Source organism: Citrobacter sp. S-77, assembly GCF_963864895.1.
Taxonomy (GTDB): Bacteria; Pseudomonadota; Gammaproteobacteria; order Enterobacterales; family Enterobacteriaceae; genus Citrobacter; species Citrobacter murliniae.
The window spans coordinates 2,825,659-2,842,440 of the sequence record NZ_CAWLWU010000002.1; the positions used below are offsets into that span (position 1 = coordinate 2,825,659).

General features: G+C 46.1%; 12 protein-coding genes and 2 tRNA genes. 7 read left to right on the top strand and 7 right to left on the bottom strand.

Annotated features, from left to right (window positions below; genetic code table 11):
- The coding region (locus tag AACS05_RS14110; protein ID WP_045444372.1) for a porin at nt 1–109 on the top strand (109 nt) is incomplete at its 5' end.
- Nucleotides 110–229: 120 nt separating this feature from the next.
- On the opposite strand, the gene AACS05_RS14115 is transcribed toward AACS05_RS14110, so the two are convergent.
- From AACS05_RS14115 to AACS05_RS14130, 4 genes are all read right to left on the bottom strand, one after another.
- Nucleotides 230–1,870 (bottom strand): SgrR family transcriptional regulator, encoded by a 1,641-nt coding sequence (locus AACS05_RS14115; RefSeq protein WP_045444374.1) that lies wholly within the window; start codon nt 1,868–1,870, stop codon nt 230–232.
- A 144-nt stretch (nt 1,871–2,014) separates the two neighbouring features.
- Nucleotides 2,015–2,785, bottom strand: coding sequence for a response regulator transcription factor (locus tag AACS05_RS14120; RefSeq protein WP_045444377.1), 771 nt, complete (start codon nt 2,783–2,785; stop codon nt 2,015–2,017).
- Between the two features lie 780 nt (nt 2,786–3,565).
- A complete protein-coding gene (locus AACS05_RS14125) occupies nt 3,566–5,020 on the bottom strand; it encodes an EAL domain-containing protein (RefSeq protein WP_081918213.1) in 1,455 nt (484 codons plus the stop codon).
- Nucleotides 5,021–5,119: 99 nt separating this feature from the next.
- A complete protein-coding gene (locus AACS05_RS14130; protein WP_081918214.1) occupies nt 5,120–9,367 on the bottom strand; it encodes an autotransporter outer membrane beta-barrel domain-containing protein in 4,248 nt (1,415 codons plus the stop codon).
- A 763-nt stretch (nt 9,368–10,130) separates the two neighbouring features.
- Between AACS05_RS14130 and AACS05_RS14135 the strand changes: the two genes are divergently transcribed.
- The 4 genes from AACS05_RS14135 to brnQ all read left to right on the top strand — a co-directional run bounded on the left by AACS05_RS14135 (nt 10,131) and on the right by brnQ (nt 13,257).
- The gene (locus AACS05_RS14135) at nt 10,131–10,496 is read left to right on the top strand and encodes a RidA family protein (protein ID WP_045444382.1); all 366 of its coding nucleotides are present in this window, start codon (nt 10,131–10,133) and stop codon (nt 10,494–10,496) included.
- Nucleotides 10,497–10,506: 10 nt separating this feature from the next.
- Entirely contained in the window at nt 10,507–11,160 is a 654-nt protein-coding gene (locus AACS05_RS14140) for a helix-turn-helix transcriptional regulator (protein ID WP_045444385.1), read from the top strand.
- Entirely contained in the window at nt 11,150–11,956 is an 807-nt protein-coding gene (locus tag AACS05_RS14145; RefSeq protein ID WP_045444388.1) for a PhzF family phenazine biosynthesis protein, read from the top strand. Before AACS05_RS14140 ends, AACS05_RS14145 begins: the two co-directional genes overlap by 11 nt.
- A 131-nt stretch (nt 11,957–12,087) precedes the next feature.
- Nucleotides 12,088–13,257 carry a branched-chain amino acid transport system II carrier protein gene (gene brnQ, locus AACS05_RS14150; RefSeq protein WP_045444390.1) on the top strand — a complete coding sequence of 390 codons (1,170 nt, stop codon included), beginning with the start codon at nt 12,088–12,090 and terminating at the stop codon, nt 13,255–13,257.
- 184 nt (nt 13,258–13,441) lie between these two features.
- Here brnQ and AACS05_RS14155 read toward each other — a convergent pair whose 3' ends face one another.
- Both AACS05_RS14155 and AACS05_RS14160 read right to left on the bottom strand, forming a co-directional pair.
- Complete coding sequence (locus tag AACS05_RS14155; RefSeq protein ID WP_045449685.1) at nt 13,442–14,080, bottom strand: helix-turn-helix domain-containing protein; 639 nt, start codon at nt 14,078–14,080, stop codon at nt 13,442–13,444.
- Nucleotides 14,081–14,543: 463 nt separating this feature from the next.
- Nucleotides 14,544–14,633 (bottom strand) — tRNA-Ser (locus tag AACS05_RS14160).
- A 93-nt stretch (nt 14,634–14,726) separates the two neighbouring features.
- Here AACS05_RS14160 and mtfA point away from each other — a divergent pair.
- Together mtfA and AACS05_RS14170 are read left to right on the top strand one after the other, a co-directional pair.
- The gene (gene mtfA / locus AACS05_RS14165; protein ID WP_045444392.1) at nt 14,727–15,524 is read left to right on the top strand and encodes a DgsA anti-repressor MtfA; all 798 of its coding nucleotides are present in this window, start codon (nt 14,727–14,729) and stop codon (nt 15,522–15,524) included.
- Between the two features lie 100 nt (nt 15,525–15,624).
- A tRNA-Asn gene (locus tag AACS05_RS14170) sits at nt 15,625–15,700 on the top strand.
- Nucleotides 15,701–15,737: 37 nt separating this feature from the next.
- Here AACS05_RS14170 and cbl read toward each other — a convergent pair.
- A complete protein-coding gene (cbl, locus tag AACS05_RS14175) occupies nt 15,738–16,688 on the bottom strand; it encodes an HTH-type transcriptional regulator Cbl (RefSeq protein WP_045444394.1) in 951 nt (316 codons plus the stop codon).
- Between the last annotated feature and the right edge of the window lie 94 nt (nt 16,689–16,782).

Below are 16,782 nucleotides of genomic sequence, written 5' to 3' on the forward strand. Positions count from 1 at the left end.
CTACGTTGATTATAAAATCAACCTGCTGGATGAAGACGATCAGTTCTACGCCGATAACGGGATCGCGACTGACGACATCGTTGCAGTTGGTTTAGTCTATCAGTTCTAATCTGCTCATTAATACGCAAGCCCGCTTTATATAAAGCGGGCTATTTTATTTATGCTGACCCGTCCTGAATGACGTTTTTAAATTGCGAGGAAGTATCAGGTATTTCCTCACCGAAAGTGCTCAGTTAACGTCCACCCAAATTCGATTAAAATCTGGCCATCCCTGGGGAAATACAGTTACGTCGCAGATCCCCTTGCTTGCCCGCACTTCAAACTTCAGGGTGAATAGCGGAGACACGCAGCCAGTCCTGATCAGTAAGTCCATTATCCTGCGTATACGCTCAGGATAGCGTGCTTCATCCCGTCCAAGGCGAATCAGGAGCTGACTAAGCCTGCTATAAAATGCCGGTGGCGTGAATTGTCGGATCATAACCGAATGACAGAAGCGAGTTTCTGGTGCGAACCACCATGGGGTTTGAAAGCGCAGATCCGACACACCTATATCGCAGTCATCCCATTTTTCAGGCAGGAACCACAAATTGGCATCAATGGGGCGTATCGTCAGTTTACATCCCCAGTAACGCATCTGACGCTGAAGATTTTTCATCAATGCTTCCGTCTCAGGCGCCCAAAAGTAGCCGAGCGTCACCGCTGGCGGCAGCAAAACGACTTCCGCATTCTCAGACAATGCAGGTACTGACCATTGCTCACTGACAGGTGATACATTCTCACGCCCAATAAGCGATCTCAGAGCAACGCCAGCCAGTGCCTGAATAAAACGTTGCTGCGATGGGTTCAGACTCCCACTGCGATTATTAAATGCAAGGTAGACAAAACCAGCATTATCTTTCGGGAGATACTGAAACGTCGCTCCCTCCGGCTCCTCATCCGGGTGTAGCAGGACCACTGTGGTCCACTGCCTGCCAGGCAAACGGGCCTCAATACTGTACTCGATGGTCTGTATCCGCGGTTTCGTACCGTGATAACAATAAGATGCCTCAAGCTGCAATTGATGATCGTTATGCACCCGGATCGCGAAAGGCCCTAACCCCGTTTCCCCCGACTGCGGGTGAGCAAGCCGGTGTACCGGATCGGCCAATCGGTATGCCAGCATCGCATCAGGTCGGGACAGTGACAAAATCAGGGTATCTATACCGCGGTCTTTTTCCAGCTCGACGGAAGTCACATGAGAAAATGCAGGACGAGCAAGGTGAATCTGCAACGACTGTAACAACTGGTCGGCATGAACAGGCTCCCCATTGTGCCAGGTCAGGCCTTGTCGTAAAGGAAATCGCCAGGTCTGTAAATTCTGGCTTTTTTTTGCAGCCATCGCCACGTCCGGCACTGCAACACCTTGATCGTTGATGGAAGTCAGTCCGGCATGAACCATATTCAACAGATGGCGTTCAACCCTCCCGGTATGGTCAGAGGGCACAATGGCATCAATTGGACGGTAGAAACGAATACACACACGGTTACTGCTAACATCCTCTGGGGGAGAACTTTCATATTCTGAATCTAACGTCGCGCTCACTTCGAGGAAAATTTTCTCTTTTTCCTGCATAGAGACATCTTTCACACGGCAGTGTAAACGCCCCCTGGCTCCCTGGCCACGCTGTCCGGTCCACGATAGCCACTGACGTGCCATCATCGACTGGAGTAACACCCGCGTATAGCGACGGCAGCATCCCAGTTCTTCAGCAATTTCCTGTAGCGTCACCGCCGCGGCAGTCGTCTGCCAGCGAGCAACTAATCGTTGATAGTGAGATTCCAGACGGGATGTCTTGGGGGTGTATTTTCTATCCCGATTCATTACTGACATCATCCATTCCTTTATTTTTACAACCTTTCCTGATACCGCGAGTGGTGCAGAATATTTTCAGTTAATAGAGCATAGAAAAACAATCAGTGTTATGCCCCCAAAAAAACTTAAATAGAGGTATAACACCACTTATTCTCGCAGGGTTTATTCAGTCACTTTCAGTCGTATGCGTGGTTTTTCGTCCCTGTCAGATTTTGCTGTAAAAAAAGGCGTGATGCACTGACGGTTATTCATGCCCATTTTAGGCAGAGTACTGGCGATAGCTGTTACAGGTGAAACTGTTGCCTTCAGCCTGCGAGTTGGCTCATAACGCTTCCACCACTGAATAAAATCCATCAGCTCGACATTGTTGCTCAAGCTAAATTTGCGCATGAGACTGTGTTTCTGTGAACTTACCGTCTTCGGACTTAGAGCCAGCCTGTCCACCAACTCTGATAACGACGTTCCCTGGCTTAAATAGTCGATAACTCGTTCCTCAGATTTAGTTAATAGCAACGGACGACAGGCATGACAACTAACCTCTTTCGTCTGAAACCGGCGATGCCAGGCCAGTATTATCTGACGCCGAATTTCCGCAAGAGTATCTGTTCTGTGCAGAAACACACAGTTATGCTGACACGGAAGAATTGTGTTCTGCGAAATCTCTCCGCGTGCCGAGCTGATCACAATCAGCAGGCTGCACTGCTTACGTAATCTGTATTCAGGGCGACACATTGCCTGCACACCTGCAGCACAATGATCAACATAGATATCCGCAACACGGATGGAGGAATTGCCAGGCGCCCCAGTCATTCGGGACAATGAAATCCCCATTCCATGGGTAAAAATATCTTCCAGTAAAGACAACATTCCCTGGCTGTAAATCTGGTTATCATCATTAAACGCTACCAGTAATGTTGAAGATTTAAATTTCATTCATGTATTCCTGCTGCTCACTTGTGAAGCTTTGGTTTATCGCCCGGTTAAATATTTGGCAATAACCGAAGACGACATCAATTCGTAATAATGACTGAAATATACGATCGTTAATCACTCATATTTTTTACGATATATTTAGCTAGCTGTTAATAGCAGCCAAATGAATACCCCCTCTGTGAGATATATTGTGTATAAATGCGGATTCTAAATCACTAACAGAAAAAATGACTCATGTTGTATTTTTGGCAACACCCAGCGACATAAAAAACCAAGCCCCCAGGACATACAGATAAATATACATCAACGTTACCAGTGTGATGCTTCACAAGCTGGAAAAGAACACTAAAACATCATAACGGACGAATTTGAAAATCATCCACTTAAAAAAACGGATAAAATTATTAGTGATTTCCTTTTGCAATTTACAAAAAATAATTTCAATTCAAATAATCACAAACTCCAGTCAGATAGAGAACCTAAAAAACATTATACCTAATAATAAGTTACTATAAAATAACGCGACGGCCGTAAAAGTTATTTTTGCAGTTAAACACTCCGCGCAAACAAAAAAAACACAATTTAATTCGTTCGCAATCAAACTAATCCCATTAAAGCAGTGTAAAACTCTACGCGAGCACAAAAACACACCCAATAAAAAATAACATGCAACATAATAGCAACCAAAACCAAACTATACAGCCACAACAAATAATAAAAATTCACTTTACCAGAAATTGAGACCTAAAAATTGTTAGCGCAAATCTATAACAGGTGCTCTTATTTTTTGTGCACGGAATTATCAAACCTGGCGTAAAAAACATTAAAGGGAACGGGCTTGCTAAATAGATACCCTTGCCCAAGAGCAACCCCCATCTGCTGGAGTTTCTCCTGTTGTTTTTTATTTTCAATACCTTCAGCAACCAAAGGAATCTGTACCAGTTGAGAGAGATGAACAATGTTGCTGACGATGGACTCTTCAACGCCTCCTCTGCCCAGTGAATCAATAAACATCTTATCTATTTTCAGATATTGAGGAGAAATTCTCTGCAACGCCGCATGGTTTGAATAACCAGTACCAAAATCATCCAGAGCCAGCGATGCACCGGCGTCTTTCAATCGGTTAAGTACATTTTCCTGGATTAGATTCAGCTGCCTTTCAGTGATTTCCAGCATCACACCGATATCAATCAGACTCATGCGTTGAATAAATCGAATACAGGCGTCTGTAAATTTATTGCACTCCAGGGATTCAGGCGGGATGTTAATACCGATATGAAACGATGTCTCTCCGCGATTACCTATTTGTTGCATATCCACTTCTACCCGCTCCAGTAAACTGAGCGTCATTGCATTAATCAGCCCATTTTTTTCCGCATCATGAATAAACTCATTAGGTGGAACAATCCCCCGCTCCGGATGGTTCCATCGGGCAAGAACTTCAGCTCCTACAATTTTTCCGGACATGAGTTCTACGACAGGTTGATAATATGGAATAAATTCGTCGTTATCGATCGCCCGTGCAAGCGTTTCAATCGATGACAATCGCTGTATATGACGCAGGTGAACACATGATTTTATCAACAGAATCAAAAATAAAATAATGATATAGCGATTATCTTGTAAATAATCACCGACCTGTCGATTGGATTTATCCACAATCCAGAAAGGATAATTATGCGAAGCCACCCGGGTCATAGATTTGCTATCGGGGTGCAGTAAGAACAACGCATCTATTTTTTTATCATGGGAAAATTTTTGTAAAATATTATCGATGACTGCCTTATAGACCGCAACCGCAACCACTTGCCCCGCAGCAGGGAAATAAACCATATACATATCCGTCTTTTGACGATGAACCAACTCAATCATCAAAGAGTGAGTGGTTGTACCTGACGAATGAATTCCCAGCGATTCCCTGCCTTCAAGAGATGAGCAAGTCCATTCGCCGTTTTCGATAATATTGAGTGAGCGGATGCTGTCTTCTGATGCCGTCAGACGGTTCAGTGTTCGCAACAATTCGTCCGTACAGGCTTCGTGGATATGTGTACTGGCAAGTGCTGCCAGTGTCCGTGCGCCATTAAAAACACGATTAATTTCTTCTACCAGATTACCTACTGCGTGTTCCCTGATGAGTTCTTCCTCTTTATTCCATTGCAGCCATGAGGCCAGCATTCCGGTCAGAAGAAAAATCAACACCATCACTGTGGGCGCAGCTTTCTTGGTTATAGACATAATTAACTCGTATTATCGGACAAAGCACCCACCGGGGTGCTTCCGGTATAGTTAAGAAATTCAGGCGAAAGTCTTACATGCGGCATCAATCCAACGGCATCAGAAATTCCATTTCACACCGACCATTGCGGCGCTGTCGTTATAGCCTTTATCGCCAACCTGAACGCCAACGTTACCCCACAGATTCAGATGGGAAGTTACCTGACCTTCCACACCAACCTTAACTTCACCGATATTTTTCGCACCATTCTGACGTACATTCACGCCATCCATCGTTGCACTAAAATCTCGGCTATTGTGGATCCAGTTAATCTCAGCAAAAGGCTGGAATTCTCGCGATTTACCGTTATCCATCTGATGATGGCTGTTAATCCAGGTTTTCATGCCCAGACGCGTCTGTAGGTTACTGCTGCCGTTGCTGCTGACTCGCGTCCCGTTGCTTTCAAGATGGTCATCAGCGTCCACTCCCATCCACACAGCCTGCGCCTGAGGCTGTACATACCATTCGTTCAGTGTCCCTTTGCTACCATTGAACACACCCAGTTTCTGGGTGTAGCCCGTTTCCAGTGAGGCCGTTACTCCGCTGGATTTATACGACTCGCCCTGCAGATCATCGCCCTTCACATGGTTATCGAACCAGTTGTACTGTACCCAACTGTCCAGATACGCGCCGTTGTGTGACTCATCATTGGCATACCATGTCGCATATACGCCGGCACTATAGCCATTCACCGATCCCTTAGCATCGTATCCGGTTCGTGAAGACCGGGTGTTGTTGTGTTCATTGCCATAGCCCGCCATCACGCCAAGATGCCAGCGATCAACCTCGTTCTGACTCCACTGAGCAATATCTCCCCCCAGCTGCAGCACATAGCGATTGCTCTGGGTTTTCAACTGCCCGCTGCCATCACGCCAGCTATTGTGTCCTCCGACATGGCGCATCCACATACTGGTAATTTTCTGCTCCCCGGTGAGTGCATCCGTGTACCGGATCTCACCCTGGCGATCGTGAAGTCGCGTGACGAACATATTGTTCGCTGCTGCCAGGTTTGCGGTGTAGCTACTACCTTCCGGACGCAGGTCCTTCTCGGTATCTGGATTGGGTTTCGGATCGGGATCCGGATTGGTTTTACCGCTGGTGAGGTACCAGTTGCCGCTGTTCTCATCCAGACCACGCCCCAGGGTATAATCGTAGGCACCCGCGACGATACGTCCCGCCTGGGTAAATTCACCGTTTGACTGTCCATCAACGTGAATCACCTCTATTCCGTCGACAGTCGCAGCCCCTTTGCCACCCGTATTCGTCACACTGACAGACGTTTTGCCGCTCGTATCGCCATTAATCACCAGCTTATCCGTAACGGAACTGTCGTCACCCAACGCCGTATTTAATGACAGATGGCCATCGTTACCGGTGTAGTTCCCCTTAACGACCAGTTGATTACCCGCCAGTTGACCATGAATACCAGTAACAAGGTCACCGCTGTTCGACAAATCACCACCTACAGTAAACAGCTGAGGGTTGTCGCTCACCACCGACCCGACCAGTAACATACCGTCGTTATCGATGTTGCCTGCTACTCCACCAGAGCCGGAGAGCACCGCCCCGTCATGAATAGTGACCTGCGTACTGGCAAGTACCACCGGAGAGTCTGCCTGTCCCAGTTCCAGTCTACCTTGTTCGATAACAGTCTGGCCGGTCCAGGCCGCGTTATCACCTACGGTAATGGTCCCGGCGCCTGTTTTGGTTACGCTTCCCTGACCGTAAATCTCGTTGTCGAGTTGCCATGTGCTCTCACTGTTAAGTACCAGTGAACCGACATTACTGACTTGCGCATCGCCCAGGTTTTCCGCCGTCGAAGCCGTAAGCCGGGAGTCCGCATCAATGGTGAACTGCCCGGAGAAATCACTGTTATTCCCTGCCAGCACCACATCGCTGCCGCTCAGTTCTACCAACCCAGCGTCACTGATATTGTTATATAGCGTGCCTACGGATTTGCTCAGAGACAGCGTGCCCGCTGCGACGATATTTCCCACCCCCAGCCCAAGGGTATTATTCATCAACACACTTGCATCTTCTGCGATGGTTGTTTTAGCCGTCAGCGCACTGTTTTCACCGGTTACCGTCAACGTGTCGCCGATAATCTTCAGCTCGCCGCTGCCAGCCAGCGTACCGTCAACAGAACCACCATGTTGCAGCGTCAGGCTTCCGCCGTTGATATTCAGCAACGAATCCGCCACAGCAGACAGTTGATCAATTGTCTGGCTGTGACCATTCATATCAAAACCGGTTTCTGCTGCCAGACGAAGTTCACTCGTTTGTCCAAGAACGTTGTCGTTTTGCATCAGCAAATTACCACCACGAACATCAGTGGCCCCGGTGTAATCATTATCAGTATTTGACAACGAAACGGTCTGCCCTTTCTGACTGTCAATTGCCAGATCGCCATTACCCGTTACACGGGCACTGAGGTCTGCCGCATTTCCACTATTACCATTCGCACCCAGGGCCAGCGCATTATCGCCAGACGCAAGAAGTTCCACCTGCGTCAGCCCGTAACTGATATACAACCCGTCATTATTCTCACCGCTGGTAAGACGGTAATCATAGGTCCCTTCAGCTACAACCTCGCCGTTCTGACTGATAGAGGATTCAACGGCATCACTGATAACCTTTCCGTTCTGGTCCGTCAGTATCAAATTTCCTGCGCTGCCGATAGTGTCCCCATCACTGGAAACGAGTTGAATCAGGCTGTTTCCATCATCCTGCTCCAGAAGAGTAATATGGGTATTCGGTGTGGGAGTATCGTTATTTATCATTCCCCCCGTGGTTACCTGTATCGTTCCCTTTCCTGAAACATCCAGATCTCCGGTGGTATGAACTGTTTCCGTGCTTTCTGTCTGACCTGGGATAACATCTCCGAACACCAGCTTGCCACCATCAAACGCAAGCTCGTCAATAACCTGTTGACCATTCCCAACACTGACCACACTTCCTTCACCTAAACTCAGCAACATATTTTTCAGCGCAGCAGTATTCGTACCTGCCAGAGAAAATAATGTGTCTTTAAGCGCCAGCGTGCCGTTGAAATTCTCAGTCACTTCGGAGGAGTTAAAATCAAATGTATTTCCCGCTGCATTAATCTGAAGTACGCCCTGCCCAGTAAGCGTGTTAATAAACTGCCAGTCGTGAGCTGCGTCAATCTCCAGTAAGCCTCCGGTCATGGTAATTTCATTTGTGCCGATATTTTGTTGTTCTGAAATAACCAGTGTGGCAGGAGAGGAAATATTAAAACGCCCCTGAAAAGCGGAGTTATCACCGGACAAGGTAGAAACCCCACTCTCAGCATTTACTGAACCTGTACCGCTTATATCCGCATCAAGGACAAAATCCGTGTTGGTATGATTAAGTGTTAATACACCATCACCAACACCAAAAACAATTTTCTTAGTATCAATAATGCCGGCAACCGCCGCATCAGCACCCGCTCTGGCACCTACTGCCAGTTCACCGCTGGACCCGGAATCTTGCGCGATAACAATCTCTGGAGCACTGAGTATTCCACTATCGGAAGCAACCGCTGTCCCCTTACCCTGAAGTCCAACAGTCATTTTATCATTCGACGATATTATTGAATCAGCACCCTTTACGCTCATCAGATTATCGTAGGCTTTCGTCTCATCCATATTGCCTACCGAGATTGTGGCTTCACTATGGGTATGTCCGCCATTTGACGTGGTGAGGCTTCCGGAGCCGTATGTTCCGACATGAATACTGCCCACACTCCATAATTCACTGTCTGTACCATCAACACTCACAACACCTGACGTTTCTCCGGATGAAGATGCCCTGCCGCCGATCCATATACCACCGGATTGATGGCGAACTTTTCCGCCATCAGAAATATTCATAAACCCATTTCCGTCCCCGGCCCCCACCTGGAGAGCTGCAGCATTTGTAGAGGATATGGTGACGAGACTTCCCTGCCCGGAAACATTAAGAGTGCCAGTCCCTTTATGGTTTTGACCATCGATAGACCCGCCAATATCAAAGGGATAACTCATTGATTCTGCGCTAACTGTCAATTTCCCGCCATCAATGACATTTACGGTACCGGTAGAATCTTCCTGGCCAATATGGAAGTATTTAGTTAAAACGTCACCACCTTGAACAATATTCAGAGCACCGTCTGTTTCATACCCAACCCTGATGCGACTCGGGTTGTTTGAGGTCTCATCCCATACGGAATCAATTGTAACTTCCTGGTTATTATTGATATCATTAGCCATTGCACTTGTAGTACACAGCGCAGATATAACAGCAATAAACACTTTGCTTAATTGCATAAACACAGCCTTACATTAGAATAGATACAGCAACGGATAATGACCATCAGTTATATTGATCACTATTTTCGTCACATATGAATGATGATCTAACCATTAGTCTGGCTAGCAAACCTGGGCAAAAAATACCTAAGCGATACCATTAATCAGGCATTTGATTATTATGATTAAATATATTTTAAGATTAATGCGTACACTGAAGTTTCTTTAGGCTCTATTTTTAAGATAATAGTAAAGACATTCCTCTTTCCTGAACCAGCAAGGTCAAATCCAGCCCGTCATTATTCAACGATAATTTTATCGTTTCTGAATTAATCGATCTTCACTTTTACTTTGATGTGAAAGATCAGCCTAAAACACCTTCAGACACACCTGGGTTGAATCAGGAAAAATATCTCAGAGCACAGGCATCTTATCGACACCCAAAATCAAATTCAACAATATTTGAAAACAATATTTTTGTTGAATTTAAGGGACGCAAGATTTACCATTTAGAAACAATGGCATAGAAAAAACCAACGCAATTAAAAATAGGATTTATCTGCTTAAAAACGCTATAAACCAATTATCACCTGGAAAATAATCATACAAAAAATTATTCGCTTGCTTACTTTTACACCAACACGTTGCTTGTTTCCTGTGATCTGTAAACAAGATTTTACGACAAAAACAAACATTTGTTGAAAAATACAATTTCGTTTAATTCAGGGCGGAGCTGTGGTAACGTTATGGCATATCCCCCCCCGATGAGTAAGACTAAAGTATGAGTATTAAGCGCTATGCCACCAGTAAGCCCTTCCCTTTTTCCGATGCAGTTCAAGGGAATGGCATGGTATTTCTTTCAGGTCAGGTATCTATGACAGAGGAGGGTGAACCCGTGTATGGCTCTGTGACTGAACAAACGCAGAGGATCATGCATACCATTGTTGAAACGCTGAAACGTACAGGTATTTCGCAAGATAATGTCGTCAAAGTACAGGTATGGTTAAGTGATATGAAATATTTTGCTGAGTTTAACGCAGCATATTGCACGTGGTTCCCAAATGGTTACCCTGCAAGGACAGTAACAACCAGCCGCCTTGCCTTTGAATTGGATGTTGAGATAGAGGTACAGGCAGTCGCCTCGTAAAGAGACCATAATGAAAAACGAACGTGATCACTTAATAACTGTGCTGAGCGCTTCACTGGAAGCTCTGCGTACAACTCTCCCCTCAAATACTGAAGCCGTGTTACACGATCTTACACAGCCGGAAAAATCAGTTATCAGTATTGTCAACGGGCATATAAGTGGTCGGAAAATTGGAGATGCGCTGCTATCGGGACCGGATGATGACGCCGGCTTTTTAGGGCTACTCGATGCTTCACAGCCCGTCCCTACCCGTGTATTCAGTGGATATACAACAACAACGGTCGCAGGAACAAAGCTGAATAGTGCATCAACAATTTACTACAGCAAATCAGGTAGTCCTCTGGTGGCCTTCTGTATAAATGTTGATATTGAGGCCGTGGTACGGTTAAAGCGTGAGCTTGATTATCTTCTGCCAACACCTGTCGAGACAGAAAGCGCTGACAGTATCCCCAGAGATATTCAAGATAAGTCACTGGACGAAGTTCTTGCTCAATATCGACCAACAGGCTCAGAAAGCAAAACAGACTTTAGAAAGCGGGTCGTATCTGAAATACATGCAATGGGATTTTTTAAAATTAAAGGCAGCGTTAACCATGTAGCAAGAGCATTAGGCGTAACGCGATATACAATCTATAACTATCTGGACAAAATCAATGATAAATAATATCACAACCAGCCTCCCCTTTTACCAGGTGGATGCTTTTACGTCGCTCCCCTTTGGAGGCAATCCCGCTGCTGTATGCCCATTAACGGCATGGCTGGATGATGATATTTTGCAATCGATCGCCGCAGAAAATAATCTCTCAGAAACCGCGTTTTTCGTACCTGTTGAAGATGGATATCATCTTCGCTGGTTTACACCGGCGACAGAAGTTGATTTATGCGGTCACGCAACGCTGGCAACATCATGGGTAATGTTCAATAAACTAAATCATCCTGGCAAATCTATTCGCTTCCATACGCGCAGTGGCATTCTGACTGTGACTCAGCAAGGTCATGAATATTGCATGGACTTTCCGGCAAAGTCTGCCACAGAAGTTGAAGCGCCTGCAGGGTTACTTGAAGCACTCGGTATCACCACTGGTGTGATTAGCGTATGGCAATCAGACGATCTGATTGTGCTGGTGGACGATAAAGCAATCATTGATAAATTAGCGCCGGACTTCAACAAATTGGCTTTATTTGATACCCGTGGCGTCATTGTCACTGCCGGGGATGAAGAGTTTGATTTTGTCTCTCGTTGGTTTGGACCGCAAGTTGGCGTAAATGAAGATCCCGTTACCGGATCAGCACATACTTTTCTTGCCCCGTTTTGGGCATCACGGTTAGGCAAAACAGAATTAACGGCGCAACAAGGCGGTGCGCGAAAGGGCACATTGCGTTGCGTTGTAGGCGATAATAAGCGTGTAGAATTATACGGCGCCGCCCGCTTGATGATTGAAGGGATGTTTCAGTTGTAATATTACAGCCCTGATTTGTAATGGTGAATATTTTCACCATTACTCATGCTCAGAAAATCATACTTTACCCCTCCAGTGATATTGATAACACAATCAATAAATATGGCAATATCATAAATGCGAGTTTATAAATGACAGCGAACACAAAACTATCCTTGCCAGAAACTATGGCACTTGGCGGAATGACGCTAGCTCTTTTTCTCGGTGCCGGCAATATCATATTCCCACCGTTGGTTGGTCTGCAAGCCGGTACAAACACGTTTAACGCTGGTTTTGGTTTTATTATTACAGCTGTGTTATTTCCTGCATTAGCAATAATTTCACTTGCGATTAATGAAGGTAGTATCAATGAACTCACCAGGCCATTAGGAAAATGGGTCAGCTTTATATTCATCGGTATTTGTTTTTTAACTCTTGGTATGTTATTTGGTACTCCACGCACAGCTACCATTAGTTATGAAGTAATAACTAATGGAGCAGCAGACATATGGTGGAAAAAACTTATTTTTTCTGCTGTTTTTTTCGGACTGGCAGGCGCAATTTTAGCAAAGCCAGGTAAGATGCTTGAAGTCGTCGGCTTTGTCCTGTCACCGGTAAAAATTAGTGTGCTGATTTTCATTGGCGTATGCGCATGGTTTCATCCCATAGGCGAGATCACTACGGCGACAACTATATATGAAACACAAGCTTTCAGAGCAGGGTTTGTAAATGGTTACCAAACATTAGACGTGATCAGCGCACTATGTTTTGGGGCTATTATCTCACACACGCTTAAGCAACGTGGGGTTACACATACTAAAGGCATTTTCCGATATTCTGCTTCATCAGCATTTATTGCTGCCACCGGACTAACTCTGATTTACATTTGCTACATATCGATGGGCGCACACACTCCAGAGATTGGTGCGACAAACGGTATGCAAATCATGAGTGCATATGTAGAGACTGTTTTTGGAACATATGGCAGAGAATTGCTGGCAGCCATTATTACTCTGGCCTGCCTTGTCACCGCAATAGGACTCACGAGCGGTACAGCACAATTTTTCAAGCAGAACACAGGTATTTCTTACGGCGTATTTGTGACTCTGTCTCTTATATTCTCAGCAGCAATTGCTATTCTGGGCTTGAATTCGCTGACAACACTGGCGATACCGGTTCTTTGCTCTATCTATCCGGCTGTTCTGGTTGTAGTAATATTAGGCATATTTCGTAGATGGTTTGATATTCCGGATAATTTATACAGAGTCTTTTTTTATAGTGCGCTGGGAGTCGGCATTCTCAGTCTGTTTGTGAAAGGATAAATTAGTCCCTAATGGCAACCTCTCTCCGATTATACGATGAGGGTTTTGTGTAATCTTAAGCCTGCGCTATCTCCTGATTTCTGTGAAACGCCAGAGAGATGGCGCCGCCTCCGTCTTTTCAGGAAAAATTATTAAAAGTGATACTTCACGCCTGACGCTATTGCCCGTCTGGGCAACATAGCTGTTACTCTGAACAACCGTCACATCTGTAAACAGGGACCCGTCGATGGGTATCGGTCAGATTGTCGAAAACCTCAGTCTCTGATGTTGAAATCGCCATACCAGCCTTCCGAAGCCTTAGCACATCGGCAGCAATCCTCTGGATCCCAAACCAAAAAAGTCCATCCAGCGCAGTAACCGGTAACCCAGCCTCAAGTGCCATTCTCAGTCGTTCGCGCGGAGACTTCACTGTTTTTGCTATTTGCTGGTAAGGTGCGGCCGTGATCCCGGATACATCCACCCGACGAATGCGATTGGACAGATGATAGTGAAACTCATCTGGTATCCCGCTCAAATCCGCCTTCAGACTCCAGACACAACCAAAACGTTTCCCGTTGAAAACCACATTCTTTTGGTTGAGTTGCCATTCATCACGCACACTGGCTATTAGCTGTGGAGTGCGTACTAGCAACAACCGAAAAGGTAGCTCAAAACTGGTCACATAATCCACGTTAAGTAACGCAATACGCAGGCGCTCCTCTGCCCCTGCTTTTTTATCCTGACATTCAGCAATAACATCCGCCCACTGACGGGTTAACCTGGGGGACTCCCCTCTTTCCGTTAAACAGTACTTTTCAATCTGGTAGTCAATGGATGAGGACACTCCGATTCCCTTCAGTATGCAGTTAAGTATTGAGTTGCTTATTTTACCAGCAGCCAGATGTAACGGGAAGCATACTATTAAACGGAAACCTGCCGTTTCAGCGATAAATATTTCACTACGAAACGCTGCGTAACGTCTCAAGGGCATGAGCTTATATCAGAAGCAAAACGACAGAAATTTAGTATTGATATAGTAAGGCGCATCCGGATATTCCTGAGTGAATATCCGGTATTTGGGCTGAGGAACAACCTTATTAAAGTGCAACACTTCGACTGAAGTCACAAAATGAATGACATGCTGGTAAAGCTCTACCTGGAATGCTGGCTAAGTGATAACTTGTGTAGCTGCGAGTTTGCCCAATGCATACCAGGACAATACCCAGCAAACCAGTTATGAATGGCATACTGAACAAATAAAGTTTTAGCTGAAAGAGATATAAATCGATTGGGTTGAGGCGGTGTTTTGGCGGAGAGAGGGGGATTTGAACCCCCGGTAGAGTTGCCCCTACTCCGGTTTTCGAGACCGGTCCATTCAGCCGCTCTGGCATCTCTCCGTTCTGGCGGTTGCCATGATGCCAGGTAATTTGGCATTTTAACAGACCCAGTTCCGTCAATTTCGTTCAAGTGACGAGTTTGCGAGCAAAACGATGATTAAGTGGCCCTGGAAAGAACAAGAAACAGTCCGTAATGATGAGTGGCCCTGGGATGATGCCCTGGCAATTCCTCTTCTGGTGAATCTCACTGAACAAGAACAAGCCAGACTGATCGCCCTGGCCGAACGCTTTTTACAGCAAAAAAGGTTAGTTGCCCTTCAGGGATTTGAACTGGACCCACTGAAAAGTGCGCGTATAGCTTTGCTTTTCTGTTTGCCCATACTGGAATTGGGTATTGAGTGGCTTGATGGTTTTCACGAAGTGCTCATCTACCCTGCCCCATTTGTCGTGGATGACGAGTGGGAAGATGATATTGGGCTGGTGCATAATCAACGCGTAGTTCAGTCCGGACAGAGTTGGCAGCAAGGTCCGATCATCCTGAACTGGCTCGATATCCAGGATTCCTTCGATGCCTCCGGCTTTAATCTGATTATCCATGAAGTGGCGCATAAACTTGATATGCGTAATGGTGATCGCGCCAGCGGCGTCCCGGCAATCCCTTTGCGAGAAATTGCAAACTGGGAACACGATCTGCATGCGGCAATGAACAACATTCAGGACGAAATCGATCTGGTGGGTGAAACCGCATGCAGTATAGATGCATATGCTGCGACCGATCCTGCCGAATGTTTTGCCGTATTATCCGAGTATTTTTTCAGCGCTCCCGAATTGTTTGCACCGCGTTTTCCCGCATTATGGCAGAGGTTCTTCCAGTTCTATCGGCAAAACCCAATGCTACGGTTGCGCGATAGCCGGGAAGATGACGATTATCGCTCATCGAATGTGCATTAACACTACGTTTTGAGGATTAATTAACCAATTGATATGGCGTGCTAATTTTACTGTTGACACGATATAGTGAGGTCAGTAATATGCGCCTCGTTCACACGATTCCTCTGTAGTTCAGTCGGTAGAACGGCGGACTGTTAATCCGTATGTCACTGGTTCGAGTCCAGTCAGAGGAGCCAAATTTAGAAAAGCCCGCTTTTTAGCGGGCTTTTTGCTTTAGATCTGATAATCAATCATCACTTCATCTGGCTCCATAGCCTGTCGTTTGATCTCATCCACCGATAAGCCCGCATTACATAACTCAATGAATCGCCAGACGTAATTACGCTGTAACTGACCTCGTTTCAGGCCAAGCCAGACGGTATTCGCATCAAATAAATGCCGGGTATCCAGACGGATCAACGTGCCCTCTTCCTGCTCACCGCTGGATTGCTCCGCCACCAGTCCAATCCCCAGTCCCAATGCCACATAGGTTTTAATCACATCCGAGTCCTGAGCGCTAAGGATAATATCGGGCACCAGTCCTTTACGCGCAAATGCCTCATCAATGCGGGAACGTCCCGTAATTCCTTGTCGATATGTAATTAGTGGCCAGTGAGCAATAGACTCTAACGTCAATGGAGAAGCCTGAACTAACGGATGATCATGAGGAACAAGCAGGCTGTGATGCCAACGGAACCAGGGAAAGGCCACCAGCAGTGGATCGCTACTTAACCGTTCGCTGGCAATCCCGATATCTGCCCCGCCATTTTGCAATAGCACGTCAATTTCTTGCGGCGTCCCCTGTACTAACTCAAGACGGACTTCAGGAAAGAGTTCGCGAAATGCCTTAATCACCGACGGCAGGCTGTAGCGAGCCTGTGTGTGCGTGGTAGCAATCGTCAGAACACCGGACGTGTCATTTGTAAACAAATCCGCCAGTCGGCGAACATTACTGGCTTCATTAAGAATACGTTCGGCGATAACCAGCAATGCTTTGCCCGGCTCAGTCATGCCCAGCAGGCGTTTACCGCGCCGGATAAATATTTCAATACCGAGTTCATCTTCAAGCTCGCGAATATGCCGGCTTACGCCCGACTGCGAGGTATAAAGAATGTTCGCGACTTCCGTCAGGTTGTAATCCTGACGGGCCGCCTCGCGGATAATTTTAAGTTGCTGGAAATTCACGCTTCGCTCCGGGTACATCAGACATTACGCTATTGTTAAAGTCTGACGCCCGGCATAACAAATAATAAAAACCTGCATCTTATTCCTGTCGGGA